The organism is Streptomyces sp. NPDC051286, assembly GCF_044455345.1.
Taxonomy (GTDB): Bacteria; Actinomycetota; Actinomycetes; order Streptomycetales; family Streptomycetaceae; genus Streptomyces.
On the sequence record NZ_JBITER010000035.1, the window covers coordinates 1 to 26461 of the forward strand.

Annotated in this window: 22 protein-coding genes, 5 tRNA genes and 1 pseudogene; 19 read left to right on the forward strand and 9 right to left on the reverse strand. The window is 71.2% G+C overall.

Going from position 1 to position 26461, the window contains the following annotated elements; all coding sequences use genetic code 11:
• Positions 1-286: 286 nt before the first annotated feature.
• Positions 287-715, reverse strand: coding sequence for a hypothetical protein (locus tag ACIBB8_RS27895; protein ID WP_398956663.1), 429 nt, complete (start codon positions 713-715; stop codon positions 287-289).
• Position 716: 1 nt separating this feature from the next.
• The gene (locus ACIBB8_RS27900) at positions 717-1076 is read right to left on the reverse strand and encodes a hypothetical protein (protein WP_358862080.1); all 360 of its coding nucleotides are present in this window, start codon (positions 1074-1076) and stop codon (positions 717-719) included.
• A gap of 630 nt (positions 1077-1706) precedes the next feature.
• On the opposite strand from ACIBB8_RS27900, the gene ACIBB8_RS27905 reads away from it, so the two are divergent.
• The 10 genes and pseudogenes from ACIBB8_RS27905 to ACIBB8_RS27950 form a co-directional block, all read left to right on the forward strand.
• Positions 1707-2783, forward strand: a complete 1077-nt coding sequence (locus tag ACIBB8_RS27905; protein ID WP_398956665.1) for a methionine ABC transporter ATP-binding protein — start codon at positions 1707-1709, stop codon at positions 2781-2783.
• A complete protein-coding gene (locus ACIBB8_RS27910; protein ID WP_398956667.1) occupies positions 2780-3451 on the forward strand; it encodes a methionine ABC transporter permease in 672 nt (223 codons plus the stop codon). The genes ACIBB8_RS27905 and ACIBB8_RS27910 overlap by 4 nt, the downstream gene beginning before the upstream one ends.
• A gap of 73 nt (positions 3452-3524) precedes the next feature.
• Positions 3525-4391, forward strand: a complete 867-nt coding sequence (locus ACIBB8_RS27915) for a MetQ/NlpA family ABC transporter substrate-binding protein (RefSeq protein WP_398956669.1) — start codon at positions 3525-3527, stop codon at positions 4389-4391.
• 102 nt (positions 4392-4493) lie between these two features.
• Positions 4494-5171, forward strand: coding sequence for a GNAT family N-acetyltransferase (locus tag ACIBB8_RS27920; protein ID WP_398956671.1), 678 nt, complete (start codon positions 4494-4496; stop codon positions 5169-5171).
• Positions 5172-5277: 106 nt separating this feature from the next.
• Complete coding sequence (cbiE, locus tag ACIBB8_RS27925) at positions 5278-6492, forward strand: precorrin-6y C5,15-methyltransferase (decarboxylating) subunit CbiE (RefSeq protein ID WP_398956673.1); 1215 nt, start codon at positions 5278-5280, stop codon at positions 6490-6492.
• Positions 6493-6826: 334 nt separating this feature from the next.
• On the forward strand, positions 6827-10165 hold the full coding sequence (cobT, locus tag ACIBB8_RS27930) for a nicotinate-nucleotide--dimethylbenzimidazole phosphoribosyltransferase (RefSeq protein WP_398956675.1): 3339 nt from the start codon (positions 6827-6829) through the stop codon (positions 10163-10165).
• A 253-nt stretch (positions 10166-10418) separates the two neighbouring features.
• Positions 10419-11675, forward strand: coding sequence for a uroporphyrinogen-III C-methyltransferase (gene cobA, locus ACIBB8_RS27935; protein ID WP_398956677.1), 1257 nt, complete (start codon positions 10419-10421; stop codon positions 11673-11675).
• Between the two features lie 63 nt (positions 11676-11738).
• On the forward strand, positions 11739-12635 hold the full coding sequence (locus ACIBB8_RS27940; RefSeq protein ID WP_398956679.1) for a TrmH family RNA methyltransferase: 897 nt from the start codon (positions 11739-11741) through the stop codon (positions 12633-12635).
• 430 nt (positions 12636-13065) lie between these two features.
• A complete protein-coding gene (locus ACIBB8_RS27945) occupies positions 13066-15933 on the forward strand; it encodes a carboxypeptidase regulatory-like domain-containing protein (RefSeq protein ID WP_398956681.1) in 2868 nt (955 codons plus the stop codon).
• Between the two features lie 142 nt (positions 15934-16075).
• Positions 16076-16285: pseudogene (locus tag ACIBB8_RS27950) on the forward strand (TrmH family RNA methyltransferase); the annotation flags it as partial.
• On the opposite strand, the gene ACIBB8_RS27955 reads toward ACIBB8_RS27950, so the two are convergent.
• The gene (locus ACIBB8_RS27955) at positions 16252-17607 is read right to left on the reverse strand and encodes a serine/threonine-protein kinase (protein WP_398956683.1); all 1356 of its coding nucleotides are present in this window, start codon (positions 17605-17607) and stop codon (positions 16252-16254) included. The pseudogene ACIBB8_RS27950 and the gene ACIBB8_RS27955 overlap by 34 nt on opposite strands.
• Positions 17608-17813: 206 nt before the next feature.
• Between ACIBB8_RS27955 and ACIBB8_RS27960 the strand changes: the two genes are divergently transcribed.
• The 4 genes from ACIBB8_RS27960 to ACIBB8_RS27975 all read left to right on the forward strand — a co-directional run bounded on the left by ACIBB8_RS27960 (position 17814) and on the right by ACIBB8_RS27975 (position 20033).
• Positions 17814-18071, forward strand: a complete 258-nt coding sequence (locus tag ACIBB8_RS27960) for a hypothetical protein (RefSeq protein ID WP_398956686.1) — start codon at positions 17814-17816, stop codon at positions 18069-18071.
• 190 nt (positions 18072-18261) lie between these two features.
• Positions 18262-18471 carry a hypothetical protein gene (locus ACIBB8_RS27965; RefSeq protein WP_398956688.1) on the forward strand — a complete coding sequence of 70 codons (210 nt, stop codon included), beginning with the start codon at positions 18262-18264 and terminating at the stop codon, positions 18469-18471.
• 255 nt (positions 18472-18726) lie between these two features.
• A complete protein-coding gene (locus ACIBB8_RS27970; RefSeq protein WP_398956690.1) occupies positions 18727-19692 on the forward strand; it encodes a phosphotransferase family protein in 966 nt (321 codons plus the stop codon).
• Positions 19693-19760: 68 nt separating this feature from the next.
• Entirely contained in the window at positions 19761-20033 is a 273-nt protein-coding gene (locus ACIBB8_RS27975; protein WP_366132937.1) for a zf-TFIIB domain-containing protein, read from the forward strand.
• Between the two features lie 406 nt (positions 20034-20439).
• Here ACIBB8_RS27975 and ACIBB8_RS27980 read toward each other — a convergent pair.
• The 5 genes from ACIBB8_RS27980 to ACIBB8_RS28000 all read right to left on the reverse strand — a co-directional run bounded on the left by ACIBB8_RS27980 (position 20440) and on the right by ACIBB8_RS28000 (position 20887).
• A tRNA-Val gene (locus ACIBB8_RS27980) sits at positions 20440-20514 on the reverse strand.
• A gap of 23 nt (positions 20515-20537) precedes the next feature.
• Positions 20538-20609: transfer RNA gene (locus tag ACIBB8_RS27985), tRNA-Val, on the reverse strand.
• A 21-nt stretch (positions 20610-20630) separates the two neighbouring features.
• Positions 20631-20702 (reverse strand) — tRNA-Val (locus ACIBB8_RS27990).
• 1 nt (position 20703) lies between these two features.
• Positions 20704-20777, reverse strand: a tRNA-Cys gene (locus ACIBB8_RS27995).
• A gap of 37 nt (positions 20778-20814) precedes the next feature.
• Positions 20815-20887: transfer RNA gene (locus tag ACIBB8_RS28000), tRNA-Gly, on the reverse strand.
• Positions 20888-21050: 163 nt separating this feature from the next.
• Here ACIBB8_RS28000 and ACIBB8_RS28005 point away from each other — a divergent pair.
• The 3 genes from ACIBB8_RS28005 to ACIBB8_RS28015 all read left to right on the forward strand — a co-directional run bounded on the left by ACIBB8_RS28005 (position 21051) and on the right by ACIBB8_RS28015 (position 23873).
• Positions 21051-22085: a chorismate-binding protein gene (locus tag ACIBB8_RS28005; RefSeq protein ID WP_398956753.1), complete on the forward strand. Its 1035-nt coding sequence runs from the start codon at positions 21051-21053 to the stop codon at positions 22083-22085.
• Positions 22085-22906, forward strand: coding sequence for an aminotransferase class IV (locus tag ACIBB8_RS28010; protein WP_398956755.1), 822 nt, complete (start codon positions 22085-22087; stop codon positions 22904-22906). Before ACIBB8_RS28005 ends, ACIBB8_RS28010 begins: the two co-directional genes overlap by 1 nt.
• Positions 22907-23033: 127 nt before the next feature.
• Positions 23034-23873, forward strand: coding sequence for a GNAT family N-acetyltransferase (locus ACIBB8_RS28015; protein WP_398956692.1), 840 nt, complete (start codon positions 23034-23036; stop codon positions 23871-23873).
• 31 nt (positions 23874-23904) lie between these two features.
• On the opposite strand, the gene ACIBB8_RS28020 is transcribed toward ACIBB8_RS28015, so the two are convergent.
• Positions 23905-24420: a DsbA family protein gene (locus tag ACIBB8_RS28020; protein ID WP_398956694.1), complete on the reverse strand. Its 516-nt coding sequence runs from the start codon at positions 24418-24420 to the stop codon at positions 23905-23907.
• Between the two features lie 215 nt (positions 24421-24635).
• Between ACIBB8_RS28020 and ACIBB8_RS28025 the strand changes: the two genes are divergently transcribed.
• A complete protein-coding gene (locus ACIBB8_RS28025; RefSeq protein ID WP_398956696.1) occupies positions 24636-25091 on the forward strand; it encodes a hypothetical protein in 456 nt (151 codons plus the stop codon).
• A 254-nt stretch (positions 25092-25345) separates the two neighbouring features.
• The gene (locus tag ACIBB8_RS28030; RefSeq protein ID WP_398956698.1) at positions 25346-26365 is read left to right on the forward strand and encodes a LacI family DNA-binding transcriptional regulator; all 1020 of its coding nucleotides are present in this window, start codon (positions 25346-25348) and stop codon (positions 26363-26365) included.
• Positions 26366-26461: the final 96 nt, after the last annotated feature.

The window sequence follows — 26461 nt, forward strand, 5'->3', positions numbered from 1 at the left end:
GTATCGGGGCGACCCTCCGCCTTGCGATCGCACGCACCAGACGCCGCCAGGCCCGCCCTACGGGCGGACGACGCTACTTTCGAAACACGCCCTAGTGCCGTGACCGGCAGTGTGTGCCCCATGAGGAGCGTCGTCCGGTGCGTGTGACTGCAAGGTGGCCGGACGTCCTGGGGCGGGGTCTCCGCTGCTCGAACGGAGCTGAGAGCCTGTGGAAGGAGCTACCAGGGCTTTCGGGCGAGCGGGCGTGCTGGGCGGCGCGACGGGGCAAAGCCTGCCGGGCGGGGCGTTACGTGTTCTTCGCGCGACGCAGCCAGATCATCCCGGTGACCGGCAGGATCACCGGGATGAACAGGTAGTCCCTGCCGAGGTACGACCAGACGGTGGCGTCAGCGAAGGCGGACGGCTCGACCAGCGTCCACGTACCGACGATCAGTACGCCCGCGAGCTCGGCGGCGCAGCACACCAGTGCCGTCCGGCGCGCCTTCTCGCCGCCGCGCACCAGCGAGTACGTGATGAAGCCGTACACCAGCGCGGCGACGGCCGACAGCACATAGGCGAGCGGCGCCCTGCCGAAGTCCAGGATCATCTGGACGATCGCACGGGAGGCGGCGGCCACGGTGAACACCCCGTAGAACCAGACCAGTACGCGGCCCGGTCCGGTGCCCAGCTGGAAGCCGGTCTTCTCGCCAGCGGCGCGGCGATCGGTGTCGGTCACGTCAGCTTCCCCAGATGTCGTAGAGCCGTACTTGCAGGACGGCCAGTACGACCGCGCCCGCGGCCACCGTCACCGAACCCCACCGGGTCCGCTCGGCCAGCGACAGGAAACCCGCTGCGGGCACGGCCGCGAAGGCGCCGATCAGATAACAGATGAAGATCGTCATGCCCTGCTCCGGCCGCTCGCCCCGGGCCAGTAGCACGATGCCCGCCACCAACTGGGCCAGCGCCAGCAGCGACACCACGGCCATTCCGATGAAGTGCCAGTCCTTGGTCGGCTGGTCCCGGTAGGCGGCGAAACCGCACCAGGCGGCGAGGGCGAGCGCGGCCACGGCGACCGCGACCGTCAGGGCGACAAGCATGAGGCGAGGGTATTACGGACCGGACGACGTCCCGCGTGCGCCCCCGCGCCCGGGCCGGCCCGGTGTGGATGCGCGTGCAGATCCGCGCCCGGGCGCTGCTTCCGACGGCAGCGATCAAGACCGTGGCCTTGGCCACAACGCACGACAGGTGCGGACCGCTCGACGATGGCTTCCCCTCGCCCGCTCGCCGTATCGTCGCAGGTCACGGGCGGTGTCACCGGGAGCGCGGCCGTCCGGTGTGGCGGTCCACGGACTGACCGGACGTGTCCGCTATTCGGACACCCGGGCTCGGTGGAACCTGACGTCTGTTTTACTTGCCCCATGACCACGACGAGCAGCCGCATCCTTGCGACCGAGGCGATCACCACGCCCGGTGCTCGTCGTATGTGTCGAATGCGCGCCTTCTGAGGGCCCCCGCCTGAGCCTCGCGCCCCGAAGCGAGACCGAGCCCCTGCCGTCCGCACCCTGCGGAACGAGCCTGCCCCCGCATGCGCTGCCCCCCGGTCACCCGCCGTCCGCAGCCCTGCCGAGACCCACGGGCCCGAACATCCGAGTCCGAACCGTCTCATCAGACGAACGCCCCGTGCCCGGCGGACACCGCGCCGTGCACTCGACAGTGACGGAAACCCTGTGATCACCACTACGGGCCTCACGAAGGTCTACCAGTCGCACGGCCGTGAGGTCACCGCTCTGGACGGCGTCGACCTGCACGTCCGCGAGGGCGAGGTGTACGGCGTCATCGGACAGAGCGGCGCCGGCAAATCCTCCCTGATCCGCTGCGTCAACCTGCTCGAACGCCCCACCTCCGGCACCGTGACCGTGGCCGGCCAGGACCTCACCGCCCTCGCGGGCCGGGGCCGCCGGGCCGGCAAGGGGCTGCGCGAGGCGCGCAGCCGCATCGGCATGGTCTTCCAGCACTTCAACCTGCTGGCCTCGCGCAACGTCCAGGACAACATCGAGCTGCCGCTCGAAATCCTCGGCGTCCAGGGCCGGGAACGCGCCCGCAAGGCCCTCGAACTCCTCGACCTGGTCGGCCTCGCCGACAAGGCGAAGGTGTACCCCGGCCAGCTCTCCGGCGGTCAGAAGCAGCGCGTCGGCATCGCCCGCGCCCTCGCCGGGGATCCCAAGGTGCTGCTCTCCGACGAGGCGACCTCCGCCCTCGACCCCGAGACGACCCGCTCCATCCTGCAGTTGCTGCGCGACCTCAACCAGCAGCTCGGCCTGACCGTCCTGCTGATCACGCACGAGATGGACGTCGTCAAGACGATCTGCGACTCGGCCGCGCTCATGCGGAAGGGACGCATCGTCGAGTCCGGCACCGTCGGCGAACTGCTCGCCACCCCCGGCTCCGAACTGGCCCACGAGCTGTTCCCGGTCGGGGGTACAGCCTCCGGCCCCGACCGCACGGTCGTCGACGTCACCTTCCACGGCGAGGCGGCGTCCCAGCCGGTGATCTCCCAGCTCTCCCGTACGTACAACATCGACATCTCGATCCTGGGCGCCGCGATGGACACCGTCGGCGGCAACCAGATCGGCCGGATGCGGATCGAACTGCCCGGCCGTTTCGAGGAGAACGTCGTACCCATCGGCTTCCTGCGCGAGCAGGGACTGCAGGCCGAGGTCGTGGACACGGCTGCCGCCGACATCCCCGTACAGACTCCCGCCCCGCTCACCCAGACCCCGCTCGCCAAGGAGGTGGCCAAGTGACCTGGTCCGAAATGCAGCCGCTGCTGTCCCAGGGAACCGTCGACACCCTCTACATGGTGCTGTGGTCCGCGCTCGTCACCGTCCTCGTCGGACTGCCCCTCGGCGTGCTGCTGGTCCTCACCGACAAGGGCGGACTGCTCCAGAACACCGTGGTGAACAAGGTCATCGGCGTGATCGTGAACATCGGCCGCTCGCTGCCGTTCATCATCCTGCTGATCGCCCTGATCCCCTTCACCACCTGGGTCGTCGGCACCTTCATCGGCCCGACCGCGATGATCGTGCCGCTCGCCGTCGGCGCGATCCCGTTCTTCGCCCGGCTCGTCGAGACATCGATCCGCGAGGTCGACCACGGGCTCGTCGAGGCCGTCCAGTCGATGGGGGGATCCATCCCGACGATCGTCCGCAAGGTCCTGCTGCCACAGGCCCTGCCGTCGCTCGTCTCCGGGATCACCACCACCGTCATCGTGCTCATCGGGTACTCCGCGATGGCCGGCGCGGTCGGTGGCGAAGGGCTCGGCTCCAAGGCCGTCACCTACGGATTCCAGCGCTTCGACAACCGGTTCATGCTCATCACCGTCGCGCTGCTCATCGTCATCGTGACCGCGGTCCAGCTGATCGGCGACATCGCCGTACGCCTGCTGGCCCGCCGGGGCCGCACCGCCTCCTGAGACTTTCTCTCCGCTCACAAGCCCGAACTCCTTGTCCGGGCGCACCACCCTCACCCAGAAAGAGGCACTTTTCGTGCGTAAGAACATCAAGATCACCGCAGCTGCCGCCGCCACCGCCGCCCTCGCCCTCGGCCTCACCGCCTGCGGCACGTCGTCCGACCCGGCCTCCAAGAGCGAGACCGGCGCGAAGGCCGACACATCCAAGGCGCTCGTCGTCGCCGCGTCCCCGACGCCGCACGCCGACATCCTGAATTTCGTCAAGAAGAACCTGGCGGCCAAGGCGGGCCTCAAGCTCGAGGTCAAGGAGTTCACGGACTACGTCCTGCCGAACACCGCCACCGAGAACGGCCAGGTCGACGCCAACTTCTTCCAGCACCAGCCGTACCTCGACGACTTCAACAAGAAGAACAACACCCACATCGTCGCGGTCGCCAATGTGCACCTGGAGCCGCTCGGCCTCTACTCCAACAAGGTCAAGGACCTGAAGGACATCAAGGCCGGCCAGACCATTGCCGTACCGAACGACACCACCAACGAGGGTCGCGCCCTTCAGCTCCTCGCTGCGAACGGCCTGATCACCATCAAGGACGGCGTCGGCACCAACGCCAAGATCAGCGACATCACGGACAAGAAGGGCCTGGAGTTCAAGGAGCTGGAGGCCGCAACCGTCCCCCGCGCCCTGAACGATGTCGACGCCGCCGTCATCAACGGCAACTACGCCATCGAGGCCAAGCTCAAGCCCTCCAAGGACGCCCTCGCGCTGGAGAAGGCGGACGGCAACCCGTACGCCAACATCCTCGCCGTGAAGGAGGGCAACGAGAAGGACGTCCGCGTCCAGAAGCTCGTGAAGCTTCTCCACTCCGACGAGGTCAAGAAGTTCATCGAGGACACCTACCAGGGCTCGGTCATCCCCGCCTTCGGTTCCCTCGGCAACTCCTGACATCCGTACCGCATCCGCGTGGCCGAGCCCCGCGCACCCCACCGGGGGGCGCGGGGCTCCGCCGCGCGGACCCGGCCATGCGCAAGGTCCGTCCCATGCTGCATGCTGTGCCTTTACACGGTCTTCGGCATGGAGCTGCGCATGACTTCCACCTTTCCGTCCATCTCCATCAGCACGGATCGGTTGGTGCTGCGCCCCTTCGACATGTCCGACGTTCCCGCGTACGTCGAGATGATGAACGACGAACTCGTCACCGCCTGGACCGGGGCACCCCACCCCTACACCCAGGTCGACGCCGAACGCTGGGTCCGCAGGATCGCTCCTGCACAGCGAACGGGCGGCGACGGCATCGTCTTCGCCGTCACCGAATTCCTCACCCAGCGCCTCGTCGGCTCGGTCCGGCTGCGCAACACCGACTGGCACACCCTCGCCACCGAGGCCGCATACATCACGGCCCCCTGGGCCCGCGGCGAGGGATACGCCACCGAGTCCGTCCTCGCCGTCGCTCAGTGGCTCTTCCGCGACCAGGGCTTCGAACGCATCGAGCTGCGCACCGCCGCCGACAACACCGCCTCCCAGCAGGTCGCGCAGAAGCTCGGCTGCATCAGTGAGGGCGTGCTGCGCAACGCCCGGATAGCGCGCACTCAGACCGAGGACGGAGGCTGGACCGACATCAGGACCGACCTGATCGTCTGGGGCCTGCTCCCCGAGGACCTCGACGGAGTCGCCGAGCAGCTGGCCGACGCGGGTGGCTACAGCACCTACAGCGACTGGAACTGACGCAGGGGACCGCACCGGCACGGACCGGTCCGGGACCGGATAGTCTCACCCTGCCCGCCCTCTCGTGGGCAGCCCACCTGCGACGACTCCAGGAGACTGACGACAGATGGCCGACCGGGTCACGGTGATCGGCTGGGACGGCTCGCCCCTGACCGCGGTGGCCGCGGCCGCGCTCTCGGCCGCCACCCTCGTCGCGGGCGCCGCCCACCACCTCGCTCTCCCCGAAGTCCCGGCAACAGCCGAACGGATCCGCCTCGGCTCCATCGACCTGGCCGCCCGCAGGATCGCCGGCCACCGCGGCACCGCCGTGGTCCTCGCCGACGGCGACCCCGGCTTCTTCGGGGTCGTACGCAACCTCCGCGCACCCGAACACGGCCTGGAAGTCGAAGTCGTGCCCGCCGTGTCGGCCGTGGCCACCGCGTTCGCCCGCGCCGGAATGCCCTGGGAGGACGCGCAGATCGTCGTCGCCCACCCCCGCACCCTGCGCCGCGCCGTCAACGTCTGCCGCGCCCACCACAAGGTCGCCGTCCTCACCTCGCCCGGCGCGGGACCCGCCGAACTCGCCCTGCTCCTCGACGGCGTCCACCGCACCTTCGTCATCTGCGAGGAACTCGGGACCGCACGCGAACAGGTCACCGTCCTCACCTCCGACAAGGCTGCCGACCACGTCTGGCGCGACCCGAACGTGGTGATCGTCATCGGCAGCGGACCCGAACAGCAGACCACCGGTGGCTGGATCTCCGGCCGCCACCCCCACGGCGTACGGGGCTGGGCGCTGCCCTCTGACGCGTACCCGGACAGCGCCACCGACCCCGAGGGCGAGTCCCCGGGGCTGCGCGCCGCCCAACTCGCCCGCCTCGGCCCGCGTGGGGGCGACCTCGTCTGGGACATCGGCTCCGGCAGCGGCGCCCTCTCCGTGGAGGCGGCGCGGTTCGGTGCGGCGGTCCTGGCGGTCGACAGCGACCCGGACGCCTGCGCCCGAACGGCCGCCGCTGCCCACGCCTTCGGTGTACAGCTCCAGGTTGTCCAGGGCCGCGCACCCCATGTGCTGGAACGGCTGCCCGAGCCGGATGTCGTACGGATCGGAGGTGGCGGCGTCCCCGTCGTCACCGCCGTCGCCGACCGCCGGCCCGAACGGATCGTCACCCACGCCTCGACCCGCGACGAGGCCGAAGCACTCGGCGCCGCACTCACCGGGAACGGCTACACGGTCGAGTGCGCACTTCTCCAGTCCGTCGAACTCGACACGTCCGCATGGGTGGAGCGCGAACGCTCGGTTGTGTTTCTGCTCTCGGCAGTGCGATCGGACCTCGCCCCGTGACCCGGTCGGCGAACTGCGCGAGGTAGGCTGGCCGATCGTTGCACCGCACCTGGACGTTCGTCGGTTCGTTCGTCAATGTCCGGAAAAGGGGACCGTTTTGGGCCTCGTTGTGGTACGGCAAACCCCGGGGGGCGCCCAACGTGGCGCAGCCCACAGCGAGCCGTGGCAGAACTGCCTGTCGCGGCGGCGAACGGCCGCGAGAATGATGTACGCCCGCGTCCGATTCGTGCCGCGCGGCGAGCCCGCTCGTTCTTCATGACGAGCACCGGCGTGCCGTGTTCGGGCGTCCCGGGCGAAGGGCCGAAGGAGCACTGACGATGGGCGAGGGGTACGCATGAGTGACACCGGCCAGATCCCGGGCGAGGGACTGCCGGAGAACGCAGGCATGGTGGAGCAACCGGGCATCCCCGCCCCGGGTGCGTACACCTTCCTCGACCCCTCCGAGCATGTGTCCGAGGACGACGACCTTCTGCTGATGCCGAGCCCGCAGGGCGCCTGGAGCGACCAGCAGGTGGCCCCGTTCCCCGGTCAGCCGACGGACGGCGGAGCCGTGCAGGCGCAGGCACCCGTGGCCGAGCAGGCCGCCTACCAGGCGCAGCCGCAGAGCCGGCCCGCCATGCAGGCCGCACAGGCCCAGGGACCCGTGCAGGTCCAGGCGCCGGACCCGGCGGTGTACGCCGTGCAGCAGGCGGTGGCCGGAGCGATGACCGAGACCGGGCAGGGCACGCACGAGTCCGGCGGCCGCGACTCGGGTGCCGTCGACCTCAATGGCGTACGCATGCCGGCCCAGGCGCCCGCTGCGGCACAGGCTGCGGTGGCGCAGGCCGCCGGCCCCGTACGCCGACCGCTGCACCGCGGTCCGGGCTCGGGCGAGTCGACCCCGTCGTACGGCGGGACGCCGACCGGCGGAGTGGTCCGTTCGCTCGCCGACCGAGGACCGGCGGGCGCGCCGCAGACCCCGGCGCCCGCACGGCAGGCGGGACCGCCCACCACCGGTCCCGAGTACTTCGACCAGCCGGGTACCGAAGCAGCTGTGGTGCCGGGCCCGCAGCTCGGCGAGATCCCGCCGCAGGGCGGGAGCCCGTGGGCGGCCCATGTGCCGGAGCAGGTCGTGGCGCCCGTGGCTGCGGAACCCGTCGCAGAAACGGTCGTTCCGGAGTTCGTCGAGCCCGCCCCGGTGGCCGAACCGGCTGCAGAGCCGGTCGCCGTGCCGGCTGCGGCCGAGGTTCCGTCCGAGCCGTCCGCGGAGGCCGTCGCTCCGGTGGAGACGCCGGTGGAAGCGGCGCCCGCAGGCCAGTTCGTGCCGGTGGAGGGGTCGGTGCCGACCACCCCGCAACTGGCCCCGACGCCGGTCGCGGAGCCGGTCGTGGCATTCGAGCCCGCGCCCGAACCCCAGCCCGAGCGTGTGGCGATCGCCGTCGAGCCCGCACCCGCCCCAGTCGTCGAGACGGCCGAGACCGTCCGTCCGGTGGAGGCGGTTGAAGCACCGACCGCCGAGCCGGTGGCTGTTCAGGAGCCGGTTGCGGCCGCCGAGCCGGTGGCTGTTCAGGAGCCGGTTGCGGCCGCCGAGCCGGTGGCTGTTCAGGAGCCGGTTGCGGCCGCCGAGCCGGTGGCTGTTCAGGAGCCGGTTGCGGCCGCCGAGCCGGTGGCTGTTCAAGAGCCCGTCGCCGCCCCCGAGCCTGCCACCGCTCCGGAGGAGCCCGCCCCCGCGCCCGTCCTCGTGGCCGAGGCGGCGCCCGAGACGGTGGCGGCCCCCGAGCCGGAGCCCGAAACCGGCCCCGAGGTCATCGAGACCCCGGACGTCACGGCCCCCGCGGTTGCCGCCGAGCCTGCAGAGGTCTCCGGGCACCCGGAGCCGGCCGGCACGGAGTCCGTTGTGGACGAGCAGCCCGGCGAACCGGCCCAGGCCACCGCCGCGGCAGAGCCCGAGGCTCCCGCCTCCGCACCCGCCCCCGGCTACGACGAGGCCGAGCGCGAAGCCGTGCTCCGGGTGATGCGCGAACGCCGCGACATCCGCAACGGCTTCCGCAGCGACCCCATCCCGCACGAGGTCCTGCTCCGCGTCCTCGAAGCCGCGCACACGGCGCCCAGCGTCGGCCACTCGCAGCCCTGGGACTTCGTCGTCATCCGGTCGGCGGAGACCCGCCGCTCCATGCACGAACTGGCGCAGCGTCAGCGTGACGCCTACGCCAAGTCGCTGCCCAAGGGCCGGGCCAAGCAGTTCAAGGAACTGAAGATCGAGGCGATCCTCGAGACCCCGGTCAACATCGTCGTCACCGCCGATCCCACCCGCGGCGGCCGCCACACACTCGGCCGGCACACCCAGCCGCAGATGGCCCCGTACTCCTCGGCGCTCGCCGTCGAGAACCTGTGGCTCGCCGCTCGCGCGGAGGGCCTCGGCGTCGGCTGGGTCAGCTTCTTCGACGAGCGGGAAATGGTCCGCGCGCTGGGCCTGCCCGAGCACCTCGAAGTCGTCGCGTACCTCTGTGTCGGTTACGTCGACGAGTTCCCCGAGGAGCCCGAACTCATGCAGGCGGGCTGGTCCAAGCGCCGCCCGCTGTCCTGGGTCGTCCACGAGGAGACGTACGGCCGCCGCGCCCTGCCCGGCGAGGAACCGCACGACCTGCTGCAGGAGACCATCTCCAACATCCGCCCGCTGGATGCCAAGGCGCTCGGCGAGGCGTGGGAACGCCAGAAGCGGATGACCAAGCCGGCCGGTGCGCTCGGCATGCTGGAGATCATCTCCGCACAGCTCTCGGGCCTCTCCCGGATGTGCCCGCCGCCCATCCCGGAGCCCGCGGCCGTCGCGATCTTCGCCGGGGACCACGGGGTGCACGCCCAGGGCGTCACCGCGTGGCCGCAGGAGGTCACCGGCCAGATGGTCGCCAACTTCCTCGGCGGCGGCGCGGTCTGCAACGCGTTCGCGTCCCAGGTGGGTGCCGAAGTGTGCGTGGTCGACGTCGGCGTCGCCACGGAGCTGCCCGCGACACCCGGCCTGCTGCCCCGCAAGGTGCGCGCCGGCACGGCCGACTTCACCACCGGCCCCGCCCTCACCCGCGAGGAGGTCCTCTCGGCCATCGAGGTCGGCATCGAGACCGCCCGCGACCTGGTCGCGGCGGGCAACAAGGGCCTGCTCATCGGTGAGATGGGCATCGCCAACACCACCGCGTCCGCCGCACTCATCTGCGTGTACACGGGCATGGACCCGGCCGAGGTGACCGGTCGCGGCACCGGCATCAACGACGAGATGCACGCCCGCAAGGTCGATGTGGTCCGCCGGGCCCTCGAACTGCACCAGCCCGACCCGGCCGACCCGATCGGTGTGCTCGCCGCGGTCGGCGGCCTGGAGCACGCCGCGATGGCAGGCTGCCTGCTCGGCGGCGCCTCGCTCCGTACGCCCGTCATCCTGGACGGCGTCAGCGCGGGCGCCGCGGCCCTGGTCGCCCGGGCGATCGCCCCCGAGGCCCTCGCCGCATGCATCGCCGGCCACCGCAGCGCCGAGCCCGGCCATGTAGCCGCGCTCAACAAGCTGGGTCTGCGCCCGCTGGTCGACCTCGACCTCCGCCTCGGCGAGGGAACGGGCGCGCTGCTGGCGCTCCCGATCGTGCAGAGCGCGGCGCGGGCGATGCACGAGGTGGCGACGTTCGACTCGGCAGGCGTCACCGAGAAGTAGCGCTCGTCCGTGCTCGGCCCCGCCGGCGTCCGAGAGGCTCGGCCGGGGCCGAGCCACGGTTTCGGGCAGGGGGGCGGGCAGGGGGGCGGGCAGGGGACGGCTCCGCGCAGCGGCCCCCCAGCCGCCCCACCGGCCCGCCCCGCGCCCCGACGAACCCCGTATCGTGGACCCACGCCCCACAAAACCGCACGTCACAGCCGCTCCACCGCCGCAGCGGCCCGCACCCCGCATTGCACGAGGAGCCCGCACCGCCATGGCCGAGCACGCCGATCACCCCGCGTACCCCGTCGGACTGCGCCTGAGCGGGCGCCGCGTCGTCGTCGTCGGCGGCGGCCAGGTCGCGCAGCGCCGCCTCCCCGCGCTCATCGCGGCGGGTGCCGACATCACCCTCGTATCGCCGTCCGCGACTGCGTCGGTCGAGGCGATGGCCGACGCCGGTGAGATCCGCTGGGAGCGCCGCCGGTACGAGGACGGGGACTTGACCGACACCTGGTACGCGCTCGTCGCCTCCGACGACGACGCCGCGAATGACGCCGCGTCCGCCGAGGCCGAGCGCACCCGCACCTGGTGCGTGCGCAGCGACAACGCCGACGTGGCCACCGCCTGGACTCCGGCCACCGGTCGCAGCGAGGGCGTGACCGTCGCCGTCCTCTCCACCGACGCCCAGGGCCGCGACCCGCGTCACTCCGCCGCCGTCCGCGATGCCATCGTCGAGAGCCTGCGCGACGGCACGCTCGCCGCCCCGCACCACCGCACCCGCCCCGTCCCCGGTGTCTCCCTGGTCGGCGGCGGCCCCGGCGACCCCGACCTGATCACCGTGCGCGGCCGTCGCCTCCTTGCCGAGGCCGATGTCGTCATCGCCGACCGGCTCGGCCCGCGCGACCTGCTCGACGAACTGCCGCCGCATGTCGAGGTGATCGACGCGGCGAAGATCCCGTACGGCCGTTTCATGGCGCAGGAGGCGATCAACCAGGCGCTCATCGAGCACGCCAAGGCGGGCAAGGCCGTCGTCCGACTCAAGGGCGGCGACCCGTTCGTCTTCGGCCGGGGCATGGAGGAGGCGCAGGCGCTTGCCGCCGAGGGCATCCCGTGCACCGTCGTCCCCGGCATCTCCAGCTCGATCTCCGTACCGGGCGCGGCCGGAATTCCCGTCACCCACCGCGGGGTGGCGCACGGATTCACCGTTGTCAGCGGTCATGTCGCCCCCGACGACGAGCGTTCGCTGGTCGACTGGGCGGCGCTCGCGCAACTGCGCGGAACCCTCGTGCTGCTGATGGCCGTCGACAAGATCGGCGCCATCGCGAAGGCCCTCATCGCCCACGGCAAGTCCCCGGACACCCCGGTCGCCCTGGTCCAGGAGGGCACCACGGCATCCCAGCGCCGCGTCGACGCGACCCTCGCGACCGTCGGTGAACGGGCCGTCGCCGAAGAGGTGCGGCCCCCGGCCGTGATCGTCATCGGCGATGTCGTCGCGGTCGGTGCGGATTCCGCCCCGCACCCCGCCGAGTAACCAGCGGTAACGGATCTTTTCCAAGCCGTTGGCACCACACACCGGACAAGGCAGTATCAACCTGTGGCAGATCTCATCACCGTCGACGACCCCGACGACCCTCGCCTGCGTGACTACACGGGCCTGACCGACGTCGAACTCCGACGCAGGCGGGAGCCAGCCGAAGGACTCTTCATCGCTGAGGGCGAGAAGGTGATCAGACGCGCCCGGCACGCCGGGTACGAGATGCGCTCGATGCTGCTCTCCGCGAAGTGGGTCGATGTGATGCGCGACGTCATCGACGAGGTTCCGGCCCCGGTGTACGCGGTCAGCCCGGAGCTCGCCGAACGCGTCACCGGCTACCACGTGCACCGCGGCGCGCTCGCCTCCATGCAGCGCAAGCCGCTGCCGACGGCCGAGGAGTTGCTGACGGCGCCCCGCCGCGTCGTCGTCACGGAGGAGGCCAACGACCACACCGGCATCGGAGCGGTGTCGCCTTTGGGTCTCCACGAACGTGCAGCTCGGCGCATCGCCGTGTTCGAGGATATTGTCGATCATGCGAACCTGGGGGCCGCGTTCAGGAACGCCGCGGCCCTGGGCGTCGACGCGGTCCTCCTGACCCCGCGCTGCGCTGATCCTCTGTACCGGAGGTCCGTGAAGGTCTCGATGGGGGCCGTCTTCCAGGTGCCGTGGACTCGCCTGGGGGCCTGGCCGAAGGACGTCGAGGCCTTGCGTTCCGCGGGTTTCATGGTCGCCGCACTCTGCTTGAGCGGCCGAGCGATCACCCTCGACGAACTCGCCGCGCGGAACGACGAGAAACTCGCCCTGGTCTTCGGCACGGAAGGCGCCGGCCTCACCCCCGGGACCCTTGCCGCAGCCGACGAGCACGTCCGCATCCCGATGGACGCCGGTGTGGACTCCCTCAACGTGGCAGCCGCCTCGGCCGTGGCCTTCTACGCCACCCGACCGCGAACTGCCTGAACCCGGCGTACAGCCCGACTCGTCGGCCGCCACTTGCGGTTTTGCCTTCGGAAGGGCCTCCGACCTGCGTCGGAGGCCCTTTCTTCGCTTTCAGCGGATTGCCGCTTTAGGCCGCAAAAAGTCCCTCCGAAGTCCCTCGGACAGCGCTGAAAGTCCCTGAAAAGCCCCTGGGCGGGGAGGCGAGGAGCGCTCCTGGTCCAGGCGTTTTGAACGATCCACGCGCCCTTGGTGGGCGCGGCATCGAGTTCGCGTCCGTTCGGCCGCGTCGATCGCAAGAACGTTGACCGCTCCGAGCGCGATGCCGACGCTGGCCAGCGCGGCGAGCGGGACGCCGAGACTGGGAACCCGCAGGGCGCCGGCGGCTGGGATCGCTGGTGGATCTCACCGCCCTGGAACGGGACCGGCCCACGTCCGACCAGCTGTGACGTTGATGCGGGCCCCTGACCCGGGCCGCTCTGCGCGGTCCTCGGGCCGCGGTGCACTCCGGGCGACCACCGACGCCCAGGGGCACTACACCCTGACGGTGCCGCCTGGCACCTACAACACGGCCGCGTACGCCTACGGGTACGCGCCCAAGAAGGCCCACAGCGTCGTCGTCGACGGTGGTACCGTCACGGCCGACTTCGCGCTGGACGCGGTGGCCCGGCAGACCGTGACCGGTAAGGTGACCGACGGATCCGGCCACGGCTGGCCGCTCTACACGAAGATCACCATCGATGACGTGCCCGGCGCCCCGGTCTTCACCGACCCGTACACCGGCGCGTACAGCGTCGACCTGCCGCAGGGCGTTGACTACACCCTGCGCTTCACCTCCGTGTACCCCGGCTACAAGGCGGTCACCGAGCAGGTGACCGTGGATGACGCGGCGCAGACCGTGAACATCGCGATCCCGGTGGACGCCCAGGCGGCCACGGCGCCCGGTTACCAGGTCAAGCGGTCCGGCCCGACTGAGCCCTTCGACTCCACCGCCGGCGCCCCCGAGGGCTGGAGCGTGGTCAACGCCGACGGCACCACCGGCGGCTGGGCCTTCAACGACTTCGGTAACCGGGGTAACAAGACCGGTGGTTCCGGCGCCTTCGCCATGGTCGACAGTGACAAGATCGGCAGCGGCAAAAAGCAGGACAGCTCGCTGATCACGCCGGTCTTCGACCTGACCGGCAACGACAGCCCGCAGCTGGAGTTCGACACCGACTACCAGAGCTACGCCAACCAGACCGGCAACATCGACGTCAGCACTGACGGCGGTGCGACCTGGACCAACATCTGGAACCGCACCACCACCCTGACCGGCCCGGCCCATATCGAGCTTCCGCTGACCGACTACGCCGGGAAGCCCGGCGTGCAGCTGCGGTTCCACTTCAGGGGCAGCTACGGCTACTGGTGGGAGCTCGACAACGTGTTCGTGGGCAAGCGGACCTACGAGCCCGTCAACGGTGGTCTGGTGGCCGGTACGGTGAAGGACGCCAACACCGGCGACGGCGTCGTCGGCGCCACTGTCGTCAACACCGACGCCTCGCAGGACAAGGCCATCACCGCGGCCACCCCGGACGACCCGGCGCTCGGCGGCAGCTTCTACTGGATGTTCACCACTAAAACCGGCAGCCACACCTTCACCGCCTCCAAGTCACACTACGCCGACCTGGACAAGTCGGTGGACGTGGCGGCGGACAGCGCCAACAAGGCGAACTTCAGCCTGAAGGCCGGCAAGCTGGCGTTCGCCCCTGGCTCGATCGACAAGACGGTCGACTGGGGCATGAAGGCCACCCAGGACCTGACGGTGAAGAACACCGGCGGTGCGCCTGCCAGCCTCACCCTGGGCGAGCAGCCGGGCGGTTTCACCCAGCAGGTCAAGGGCGGCGCGCCGCTCAACCTGGTGAAGGGCAACTACTCCCCGCTGGCCCTCAGCAAGGGCAAGACCTCGGATGCGGCTCCGGCGGCCAACGCGGCGGGTGACGCCTGGCAGCCGGTGGCCAACCTGCCGACCGCTGTGCAGGACAACGCGGTCGCCGTCTACGACGGCAAGGTCTACTCCGCCTTCGGCTACACAGGCAGCGCGGACACCAACGCGCTGTACGCCTACGACCCCGACAGTGCCTCCTGGACCAAGCTGGCCTCCGCGGCCGACACCCGCGAGGGCAACCCGGCCCACGGCTTCATCGGCGGCAAGCTGTACGTGGTCGGCGGCTGGGGTGCCAGCGGCGATCCCGACGCCAAGCTGGAGGTCTACGACCCGGCGTCGAACAGCTGGTCCACCAAGGCGTCCTCGCCCAAGCCGTACGCCGGTTCGGGCAGCGCGGTGCTCGGCGGCAAGCTGTACGTCGTCGGCGGCTGCACCAGCAGCTGTGGCACCACGGACGCCACGGTCTACGACCCGTCGTCGGACAGCTGGTCCCAGATCGCCTCCTACCCGGAGCCGATCGCCTGGCAGTCCTGTGGCGGTATCGGCGGCAAGCTCTACTGCGCCGGTGGCAACGGCGGCAGCAGCTCGACCAAGCACGCCTACGTCTACGACCCGGGCGCCGACAGCTGGTCGTCCGTCGCCGACATGCCCGCCGACCTGTGGGGTTCGGCGTACGGCGTGGGCAGCGGCAAGCTGCTGGTCTCCAGCGGTGTCGTCAACAACAGCTCCGCCATCACCAACCAGGGCTTCGCCTTCGACCCGGCTGCCGGCAGCTGGTCCGCCCTGCCCAACGCCAACACCAGCGTCTACCGTGTGGGTGCTGCCTCCGGCTTCTACAAGGTCGGCGGCAACCCCGGTGGCAGCAGTACGCCGCCGGTGTCCACCGTCGAGGTGCTGCCCGGCTACGACCAGGGCGGCGAGTCCTCGGACGTCAGCTGGCTGTCCACGAGCAAGGACAAGGTGACACTCCAGCCCGGGGAGAGCACCACGATCACCGTCGGCCTGGACGCCATGGTCCCCGAGGTCACCCAGCCCGGCGACTACACCGCGGCGCTGACCGTCCAGACCGACACCCCGTACTCGGTCGCCGACGTCGGCGTGAAGATGCACGTCAACCCGCCGAAGGACTGGGGCAAATACGCCGGCACCGTGCTCGGCGAGGACGGCAAGGGCGGCACCACGCCACTGGCCGGGGCGACCATCCAGATCAACGCCTCGACGACGAGCTACACCCTGCGGACCGCCAAGGACGGCACCTTCGCCCTGTGGTTCGACACCCGCAACAACCCGGTCACCGTGATCGTGTCCAAGGACGGCTACCAGCCGGTGGTCACCACCGCGAAGCTCAAGAAGGGGGAGACGACGACCGGCAACTTCACGCTGAAGAAGACCCCGTGACCCTGTCCCCGTGAAACAGCGCGGGCCGGTCCCCCGGGGCCGGCCCGCGCCTCATAGCTCCGCTATGAGGTACCGGTCGATGCGGAGATCGAATTGTCGACCCGCTCCTCCGCGACGGTCCAGCCGCGCAGCTCACAGAGCTGCCGGCAGCATCACGGAGGCGGCGCCGCACCGGAGGGACAAGGTGGCGCCGATGCTCGGTGCCGAGGGCGACGGGCTGTCCACGCAGGCCCTGGTCGCCGCCGACGAATGGGTACGGATCCCGATGGCGCACGGCGTCGACTCGCTGAACGCGGGCGCGGCCGCCGCAGTCGCGTTCTACGCGGTGGCGACGGGCCGCCCGCACGACTGACCGGCCGCCGTCCCCTGACATGGATCGTCGGGCCGCAGCGACTGGTGCTGCCCGTGCCACCCAGGGGTGTCCGGGGCGCCCAGTCCACGGGCCGGCCCCTGGCAGCCCTGCGCCGCCGCGATGCCGAGCGCCACGAGCAGCGTCACCACGACGAACACGACGAGCCGCTGCCGCAGCAGTCGCGGATTGGCGGGGCGCCGGCCCGTCGAGGTCGTGCGGGCGCCGGGCCGCGTGCCCGGCCGGCCGTTCGTGCCGTTCGTGCCCTGCGGGCGCTTGCCGGAGCGTGTCGTCATGCGCGGCTGCTGCTGAGGGCGCGAACCACCGGTGCGGGACGACGAACCACGCGAAGACGCCGGCGCCTGCCGGCTCTGCGGACGGGGCGGCGGCGGGCCCGCCGCACGCCGGGTCTGCTGTTCGGTGTACGGGCCGTCGAGCCGGCCGGTCGGCCGGTCCAGCTCCTGCGCCGAGCGCTGGGCGGGCGGCCGGCGCTCGTGCAGGCCCTGTGCCTCACGGGCCGCGATCTCCTTGAGCCGCATGGAGAGTTGAAGCGTGCTCGGCCGCTCCTCCGGATCCTTCGCCAGACAGGCGCTCACCAGTGGCGCCAGCGCGTCATGCACGTCGTACAACTGCGGTTCCTCGTGCACCACGCGGTAGAGCATCACCTCGGAACTGCCGTGCCCGAAAGGCGAGTCGGCCGTCGCCGCGTACGCCAGCGTGGCACCGAGCGAGAAGACGTCCGTCGCGGGCGTCACCGCCGCGCCCCGCACCTGCTCGGGTGCAAGGAATCCCGGCGAGCCCACCGCCGTGCCGACATGCGTGAGCGTGCTGGCCCCGGTCGCCCAGGCGATCCCGAAGTCGATGATCCGGGGACCCTTGGGGGAGAGGAGGATGTTCGACGGCTTCAGGTCGCGATGGACGACACCCGCCTCGTGCACCGCCACGAGCCCCTCGGAGAGCGCCGCCCCGATCGACGCCACCTCGGCCGCCGACAGTGGACCTTCCTCGGCCACCTTGTCGTGCAGCGAGGGCCCGGGGACGTACTGTGTCGCGAACCACGGGCGGTCCGCCTCCAGATCGGCGGCCACCAGACGTGCCGTACAGCCGCCGCGGATACGCCGCGCCGCCGACACCTCGCGCGCGAAACGCGAACGGAACTCCTGGTCCTCGGCGAGATCCGGGCGGATCACCTTGAGCGCCACCCGCTGGCCGCGCCGGTCCGAACCGAGATAGACGACACCCATGCCGCCCGCCCCGAGTCGCCGGTGCAGCCTGAACGAGCCGACGACACGCGGGTCCTCGCGCCGGAGCCGCATCATCGCCATCGTCTGCCCATCCCCGCTGCCTGGTCCGCCTGACGGGGCACAGCTTACGTACCCGTGGCCCGGCGCGCTCAGAGGCCGCGCCCTCGCCCGCCGATCGATTGTCAGTGCCGGGTGGGAAACTTGAGAAGTGGTCAGGGAGCCGCGGATCCACGCTCCCGGGCCCGTGCGAGATCTCAAAGGTCCGTCGCAGAAGGGGGATTGGATCAGTGAAGGGCGATCGTGTGGAGATAGTCGTGGACGCGGGGGACACGACGCGAACGTACGAGGTGGTGGCCACCCGAGCAGGCCGCCGGGTGGAGACAGCTGTCCGTCGAGGGGTGGTCGAAGTGAGTGAAGTCACTCGCAGCGGCACCGCCGTCCGTACCGCCCGCTTCATGGCGACCAGGGTGCTAGCCCTGGTCGAACAACCGGTCCCGAGGCAGGACGCATCCGAGCGTTCCCTCCGGGATGACCCCAAGGCGTAGCGCAGGATCTCCACCCAGGGGAGTACGCCGACCACCCACGGCTCATCCTCCGGGAGGCCCGGCATTCGGTACGCGGGCATGACGACCCACCCTCCTCGCGTCCCTAATGTTGAACTCAAGCGGCGGGCGTTGCACTCGTCCCCCGAGGTCAAACGCCCGCCGCTCCAACAATCAGGTCAGGAGAGGAACCATGGCGGACACGGCGACGCGGACGATGATCCGCACGCAGGGACGCAGGGCTTATGCCGCGTTCGGCGGCCGCCCGTCGTCCGGTAGGCGCCACCCTCTGGTGGCGACGGCCATGGTTCTTCCTCTGGCGGCCCTGCTCGTAGTCGTCTTCGGCGGCTGGGAAGCGGTGGTCACACAGGCGTCGTCCGTGGGCGTGATGCTGGGGCGCTGAGCGGCGCCCCGGGTCCGGAAGAGCGGTCCGGACCGGGACATCCGGCCAACAACCCCGTGGGGACGGGGGTGCGGCGGACGGCAGCGTTTGTCCGGTCAGCTGGGGAGCTGACCGGACATCGCGCTGTCCCGGGGCAATGAGCGGCGGCGCACCACGCCGTCGCCACGCGGCTGTCACGGCTTGCGCGACAGCGCGTACGCTCGTCGGCGTGCCCGGGGCCGACCGGGCCGCACCTGTTGCCACCGGGGGGAGACCGTGACCACCGCAGTTGTCCGCGCGCTGGGCGCCCTCGCCCATGACACGGCCCACCCGCACCGGCGCACCGAGGCCCGTTGTCCTTCCTGCCCGGCACCGGCGGTGCTCGCGGACCGCGCCGACGGTACGGTCGTCCGCTCCGGCTCCGTGGTCGCGAAGGCCCACGCCGCGGACACCGACACCGCCGCCCTGGCCGCCCGTACGGCCCTGGCCTCGGCCCCCGCCCTCAGCGGCATTCTCCTGCCACCGGTACCCCAGTCTGCTGTTCCCGTGGTCGACGGCCGTCCGGTGACCCTGTGGCCCCACGGTGAACCGGTCGACCCCGCGGACCCCGACGCCGCGCCCTGGGAAGAGTCCGGTGTTCTCCTGGCCCGGCTCCACCGCACCGCGCCCCCGCCTGCCCTTCCTCCCATGCGCGGACCCGCAAAAGCCGCCCTCGCCGTGGCGCGGATGTGCGCCGCCCGGCCGGGTGACCCGGCCATCGCCCCCGTACGCGAAGCATGGCGACGCCTGCCCGCCTGGGCCCGCGACGAAGCCCCCGCACCCCCGCACCGCTCGCACTTCATCTGCCACGGCGATCTCCACCTCGGCCAGCTCGTGCGCCACCCCGCGGGGCAGGGCCGCTGGCTGCTGATCGACGTCGACGACGTGGGGCTCGGTGACCCCGCGTGGGACCTCGCCCGCCCCGCCGCCTGGTACGCGGCAGGACTGCTGCCTCCCGAGGTCTGGCTGCGCTTCCTGGAGGCATACCGGGCAGCGGGCGGGCCCGCCGTGCGGGCCGACGGCGATCCCTGGCCCGAACTCGACGTCCCGGCCCGCGCCCTGACGGTTCAGGCCGCGGCACTGGCGTTCGCCAAGTCCGCGGCGGAGGGGCGAAGTCCGGATGAGGTGGAACAGGCGATGATCGATGCCTGTGCCCGGATTGCGTCCATCCCGGTCGAGTTGGTGACGGAGCACTCGTCGTAGGGTGAACCGATCGTCTCCGGGCATGCATTCCGGCGACGGCGAACCGACGGCGAGGAGCTGAGCCGACCATGCAGTGTCCCAAGTGCCACGCACAGATGCAGACCTACAACCGCAATGGCATCCAGATCGAGCAGTGCAGCGGCTGCCGGGGGATATTCCTCGACTACGGCGAGCTGGAGACCCTGACCCGCATCGAGGCGCAGTGGACCCAGCCGGCCCCGCCCGCGCCCCCGGCCCCCCAGGCCTACCCCGCCGCGCCGGCCCCTGTCTGGGGCGCCCCGCAGCACCACGGCGGTCACTACCGGCACAAGAGCTTCGGCCGCATGCTCTTCTCGTCCTGACCCGGCCGACACCACGCCGCGGGGGGGGGGGGGGGGGGGGCGGGGCCCCCGCGGGGGGGGGGGGGGGCCCGGGGCGGGGGGGGGGGGCGGGGGGGGGGGGGCCCCGGGGCGGCCAGACCGGCCGCAAGACCCCCGGCGGGGCGCCCCACCCCCCGGGGGCCGGGCCCGCGGCGCGTCAGGTGCGCGCCCTGTACGGTCGGGGCGCGCGCGATGTGCGCCTCCCGCGGGAATGCATACCGTCGACAACGTCTCGCCGTGGTCTGGCTCCGAGTCGCCGTACCGTTCGCCTGCGGCCGGTACGAACCGATCCGCAAGACCACGCGGCTCTTCACCGGCTGACCCGGGCGGACTTGACCCGCACCGCATCCACGACAAAGCCCCGGTCGTCGAGACGACCGGGGCTTGCTGGTGCGCGATACTGGGATTGAACCAGTGACCTCTTCCGTGTCAGGGAAGCGCTCTCCCGCTGAGCTAATCGCGCAGGGTGACCCTGCGTGTACTGCGTGCGCGATACTGGGATTGAACCAGTGACCTCTTCCGTGTCAGGGAAGCGCTCTCCCGCTGAGCTAATCGCGCGGGGTGATCCTTGCGGACCAGTGGACGATACTGGGATTGAACCAGTGACCTCTTCCGTGTCAGGGAAGCGCTCTCCCGCTGAGCTAATCGTCCTTGGAGGTGGAGACGGGATTTGAACCCGTGTAGACGGCTTTGCAGGCCGTTGCCTCGCCTCTCGGCCACTCCACCCGGAGTGCAGGGGTTCGGGAAAAGATCCCCCACTTCGAGCGGACGACGAGATTCGAACTCGCGACCCTCACCTTGGCAAGGTGATGCTCTACCAACTGAGCCACGTCCGCTTGTCGTTTCCGTTTCACTTGCGTGTCCCGGCGACGTGTTGAACTCTAGCGGATTCCTGGGCCAGTACAAAAACGCGTTTGTGCAGCGTGCTGAGGTGCGCTCGCCCCGGCGCAGGTCGCCGCGCGCCGTCCTAGACTCACCCACGTGCTCGACCTCGCTCCAATGGCCCGCTTCGGCGGCCTCGTCGCGTCCGATCTGCGGGACGTGACCAGTGACCCCTCAGCCCTCGACTCATCCGGCTTCTGGGCGGTATGCGCCGATTTTGAGGGCCGTCTCGTCTGCGCCCGCTTCGGGACCGTACGGACCGAACCGGTGCCCGCACCCGTCCCCGGAGCCTGGCGCGGTCCCGGGGCCGGCGACTGGGTCTCGTCCCTGGACCGTGCCGCGTACACCGCGGGCGTACGCCGGATCCGCGAGCACATCGCGGCGGGCGAGGTCTACCAGGCCAACCTCTGCCGGGTGATGACCGCGGAGCTGCCGGACCCGGCCGCCGCCGACGTCGACGCCCTCACCGCGCTGCTCGCGCGCGGCAACCCCGCCCCGTACGCAGGAACGATTCGGCTGCCCGCGCACGGCGTGGAGATCGCCACGGCATCCCCCGAACTCTTCCTGAGCCGGGACGGACGGACCGTCGAGTCCGGACCGATCAAGGGCACCGGCCGCACCGAGGCGGATCTGCTGGAGAAGGACCACGCCGAGAACGTGATGATCGTCGACCTGGTCCGCAACGACCTGGGCCGGGTCTGCGCCACCGGATCGGTCACCGTCCCCGACCTCTGCGTGGTGGAGAAGCACCCCGGGCTGGTCCACCTCGTCTCCACCGTGCGCGGCCGCCTCGCCGACGGCGCCGGCTGGCCCGAGCTGCTCGCCGCCGCGTTCCCGCCCGGCTCCGTCACCGGTGCACCCAAATCCAGCGCGCTCCGCATCATCGAGTCCCTGGAGACCGCACCCCGGGGTCCGTACTGCGGCGGCATCGGCTGGGTCGACGCCGACCGGGCCACCGCCGGTCTCGCCGTCGGTATACGGACCTTCTGGATCGACCGGACCGGAGTGGCCCCGGTCCTCAGGTTCGGCACCGGCGCCGGGATCACCTGGGGCTCCGATCCGGAGCGCGAATGGGACGAGACCGAGCTCAAGGCCGCCCGGCTGCTCGCTGTAGCGTCGGGCGCCCACCAAGAAACTGGAAGGACCGCATGATGTGGATGTGGGTCAACGGCGAACTGCGTGACGCCGCCGACGCCCGGGTGTCCGTGCTCGACCACGGACTGACCGTCGGGGACGGGATCTTCGAAACCGTCAGGACCACCGGGGGCCGCCCCTTCGCCCTCACCCGGCACCTCGACCGGCTGACCCGCTCGGCCCGCGGTCTCGGGTTGCCCGACCCCGACCTCGACGAGGTGCGCCGGGCCTGCGCCGCCGTCATCGAGGCCAACCCGATGGAACTCGGCCGGCTCCGCATCACGTACACCGGCGGCCTCTCCCCGCTCGGCTCCGACCGCGGCAACGACGGGCCGAGCCTGGTCGTGGCGCTCGGGGAGGTCAAGCGCCGCCCCGACACCACCGCCGTGATCACCGTTCCGTGGACCCGCAACGAACGCGGCGCACTGGCCGGGCTCAAGACCACCTCGTACGCGGAGAACGTCGTCGCCCTCGCCCGCGCCCATGAGCGGGGCGCATCCGAGGCGCTCTTCGCCAACACCGTCGGACAGCTCTGCGAAGGCACCGGGTCGAATGTCTTCGTCGTCCTCGACGGACAGCTCCACACCCCGCCGGTCACCTCCGGCTGCCTCGCCGGGATCACCCGCGCTCTGGCCGTCGAATGGTCCGGGGCGCTGGAGACCGAGCTGCCCCTGGACGTCCTGGAACACGCCGAGGAGATCTTCCTGACCTCCACCCTCCGGGACGTCCAGGCCGTCCACCGGGTCGACGGTCGCGAGCTGCCCGGCGGACCCGGGCCGGTGACGGCCAAGGCCATGCGGGTCTTCGAGGAGCGCGCCGCGAACGACCTCGACCCGTGAGCCGGGCCCATGACCCGGCCCGGGCCGTGGAACGGTCCCGAGCCGCGGACACCGTTCCGGGCCGTGGAACGGAACAGGTCCGCAAAACCGGGTGACGGGTGGCGGCGCAGCGGATAGAACACCGGTGATGACCACGACCCTCCGGCCGACCGGGCCGATCCAGCAAGGCGCCGACGGCGCGAGGAAGCGCGCGTACGACGTGTGCGACAACGGGCGGCCCGTCGGGGCCGTCGAGATCGGTACGGAGCCCGGGTCCGGAGGGACGACAGGGATCATCCGCGGCCTGCGGATCGCCGAACCGAACCGCAGGCGCGGCCGCGGCACCATCGCCGGGCTCGCCGCCGAGGAAGTGCTGCGCGGCTGGGGCTGTTCCCGGCTGACCGTGGAGGTCGAGCCGGGCAACACGGCCGGACTGCGCCTGGCTGCTGCGCTCGGCTACACCGAGCGCAGCAGGAACATGGTCAAGGACCTGCCGGTGACCCCGCCCGTCCTGCCGGACGGGGTCACCGGGCGTCCGATGACCGCGGACGAGTTCGCGGAGTGGGAGAGCACGGCCGTCGTAGGCTACGCGGAATCCTTGGTCGCGCGCGGTGTTCCGGCGGACGAGGCTCTGCGCAGAGCCGAGACCTCCCACCGGACACAACTGCCGGACGGTCTCGCCACGCAGGGCACGTACATCCATGTCCTCGTCGACGGCGACGGCCGGACCGTGGGGCACGTCTGGGTGGCGCGGTTCGAAATGCACCCCGGGATGGTGGTCGGGTACGTCTTCGACGTCGAGGTGCTCGAAGAGTTCCGCGGCCGGGGGTACGGTCGCGCGCTGATGCTGGAGGCCGAACGCATCGCCCTGGCCGCCGGCGACGAACGGATGGGGCTGCACGTCCTCTCGGACAACACCCCTGCGGTCCGGCTGTACGAGTCGCTCGGCTACGAAGCGACTCGGCACAACCTCGTCAAGCCGTTGTGACGGGCGGAGGGACGGGCCGGGTACGTCGCGGTCAGCCCTGCTCCGCGAGGAGCCGGTCGGCGATCTCCTCGATCCGCTCGCGCAGCCCGTCCTGACTCCTGCCGCCGTCCAGCCGCTCGCCGCCGATCACATAGGTGGGTGTGCCGGTCACGCCGATGGCCTTCCCCTCCGCCTGGTCGGCGTCGACGATCAGCATGTGCCGGCCGTCGATCAGGGCGGTGTCGAATTCCTCCGCATCCAGGCCGAGTTCACGTGCCACCTCGATCAGAAGCGGCTCACCGGTGCGGCCGAGCTCCTCGGTCCTGGCGAGCACGGCCTCGATGTACGGCCAGTCCTTGCCCTGCTCCGCAGCCTCCTCGGCGGCCTGGGCCGCGGCGTACGAGTGCTTGTGCTTCTCCAGCGGGAAATGCCGCAGGCGCACCTCGAGCCGGTCGCCGTACCGGGCCCGCAGGGCGTGCACATCGGTGAGGGCCCGGTGGCAGTCGGGGCACTGGAGCTCGCACCACACGTCGAGGACGACCGGGGCTGCAGGGGTGGATTCGTTCATGGAACCAGTCTCCCAGGGCCCACGCGCGCATCTCAATCGGCACCGGCACGGGACCCGCGCACCGCAGACCCGGTTCGGCTCGGCGTCGTTCGGATCGGCACCTGGGGAGGATCCCGGCCCTGAAATGTCCCTGATGTGGTCGGGGATCATGGCCGCCGCGCCGGCGGGCGGTGCAGGATGGAAGGGACGTTTCCCCGTTGCGCCTGGAGGCCCCGATGCTTGCCGAGACCATTTGCTCCGCGGTGTCCGCGGCGGGCTTGGGCATTGCCGCCGTGACCGCCTACCGGAAGCGTTTCCTCACCGCGACCCGGATTGCCGCCTACTCGTTGGTCCCGATCGGGCTGGTGCTGACCGGTGTCGTCGAGTGGGTCTCCAATATCGCCTTCAAGCCGAGCGTCTGGCTCGGCTTCGGGGTGCTCGGGGTGGCCTGGCTGCTCTTCATGATCACGCGTGCGGTCGAACGCCGCGGCGTCGGCACCCGCAAGGAACGCAGGGCCGCCGCTCGGGCGGCGCGGTCCGGTGCCGTCGCGCCCGCGGCGTCGGCACCGTCCCTGCGGGCCGGCGCACTGGCGGTCCAGCCGCGGGAGAAGGCGAAGTCCGCACAGCGGTCCGAAGCCCCGGGCGATGACTTCAGTGACATCGAGGCCATCCTGAAGAAGCACGGAATCTGAAACCGGACGGTCGCAGCCATCGGCTATGAATCGATTCATGCCTCTTTCTTGACGGTGCAGCGGGATGGAGCTAGCGTCCCGACCGGATTGAAACAATTCAGTCCACGGTGGGTGATCCGTGGCGGGCGCCCCGCGCCGCGGCCCGGCACACGAGGACGTTCGGCCCGGGACGACGGAGCGCCTCGCAACGCCGTCCGTACGAATGGGCGACGGTCGCGGACGGTGCGGCCAGCGGCACCAGTGGGGCAGACTGAGTGGCACGTGTGGCAGGGATCAAGGATGTGGCCCGGCAGGCCGGAGTCTCCGTGGGCACCGTGTCCAATGTGATCAACCGGCCCGAAGCGGTGCTGCCACAGACCCGCGCCCGGGTCCTGGCCGCCATCGAGGAGCTCGGTTACGTACGCAGCGAGTCCGCGCGCCAGCTCAGGGCGGGACGCAGCCGGATCATGGCGCTGCTGGTCCTCGACATGGGCAACCCGTTCTTCGTCGACGTGGCCCGCGGTGCCGAGCGTGCCGCCCGTGAGGCGGGCCTCGGGGTGATGGTCTGCAACAGTGGTCAGAGCCCGGCGGAGGAGGCCGAGTATCTGGGGCTCTTTGCCGAGCAGCGGGTATGCGGTGTGCTGGTCACCCCGGCCGACGCGACCGGTCGCAATCTGGAGGCTTTCAGCCGCCACCGCATCCCCTTCGTGCTGGTGGACCGGGTGGCGTCCTCGCCGGGGCGCTGCGCGGTCTCCGTCGACGACGTCCGCGGTGGTTCCCTTGCCGTCGGCCACCTTCTCTCGGCCGGGCACCGCTCGGTCGCGTACGTCAGCGGGCCCGGCGACCTCCATCAGATCAGGGACCGCCGTGAAGGCGCCCTGTCGGCTCTCGACCGGGCCGGCCTGGGGCCCGAAGCGCTCGTCGAGATCCCCGCCGGCCGGCTGGACGTGGCTGCGGGCCGCGACGCCGGGGCCCGGCTGCTCGGACTCGTGCCGCGGCCGACCGCGGTGTTCTGCGCCAACGACCTGCTCGCCCTCGGCGTGCTGCAGTCGCTGTACGCGGCGGGAGTCCGGGTGCCGCAGGACATCGCCATCGTCGGCTACGACGACATCGAATTCGCCGCCGCCGCTGCCGTACCGCTCAGCTCGGTACGCCGGCCGGCCGCCGTGATGGGCCGGATGGCCGCGGAACTCCTGCTGCAGGAGGCGGACGACGAGGACGGCACGCACGAGCACCGCAGCGTGGTGCTGCAGCCGGAGATCGTCGTGCGTGCCTCCAGCGCGACGCCGCACTGAGAGCCTGTGGGGTGTCCGCCCACCCGAGGTCACCCCCCACGCTCGCAGCGCGGCGGCGGTGGTACGCGTCACCGTTGCGTCTGTTGGGTCCTTTCC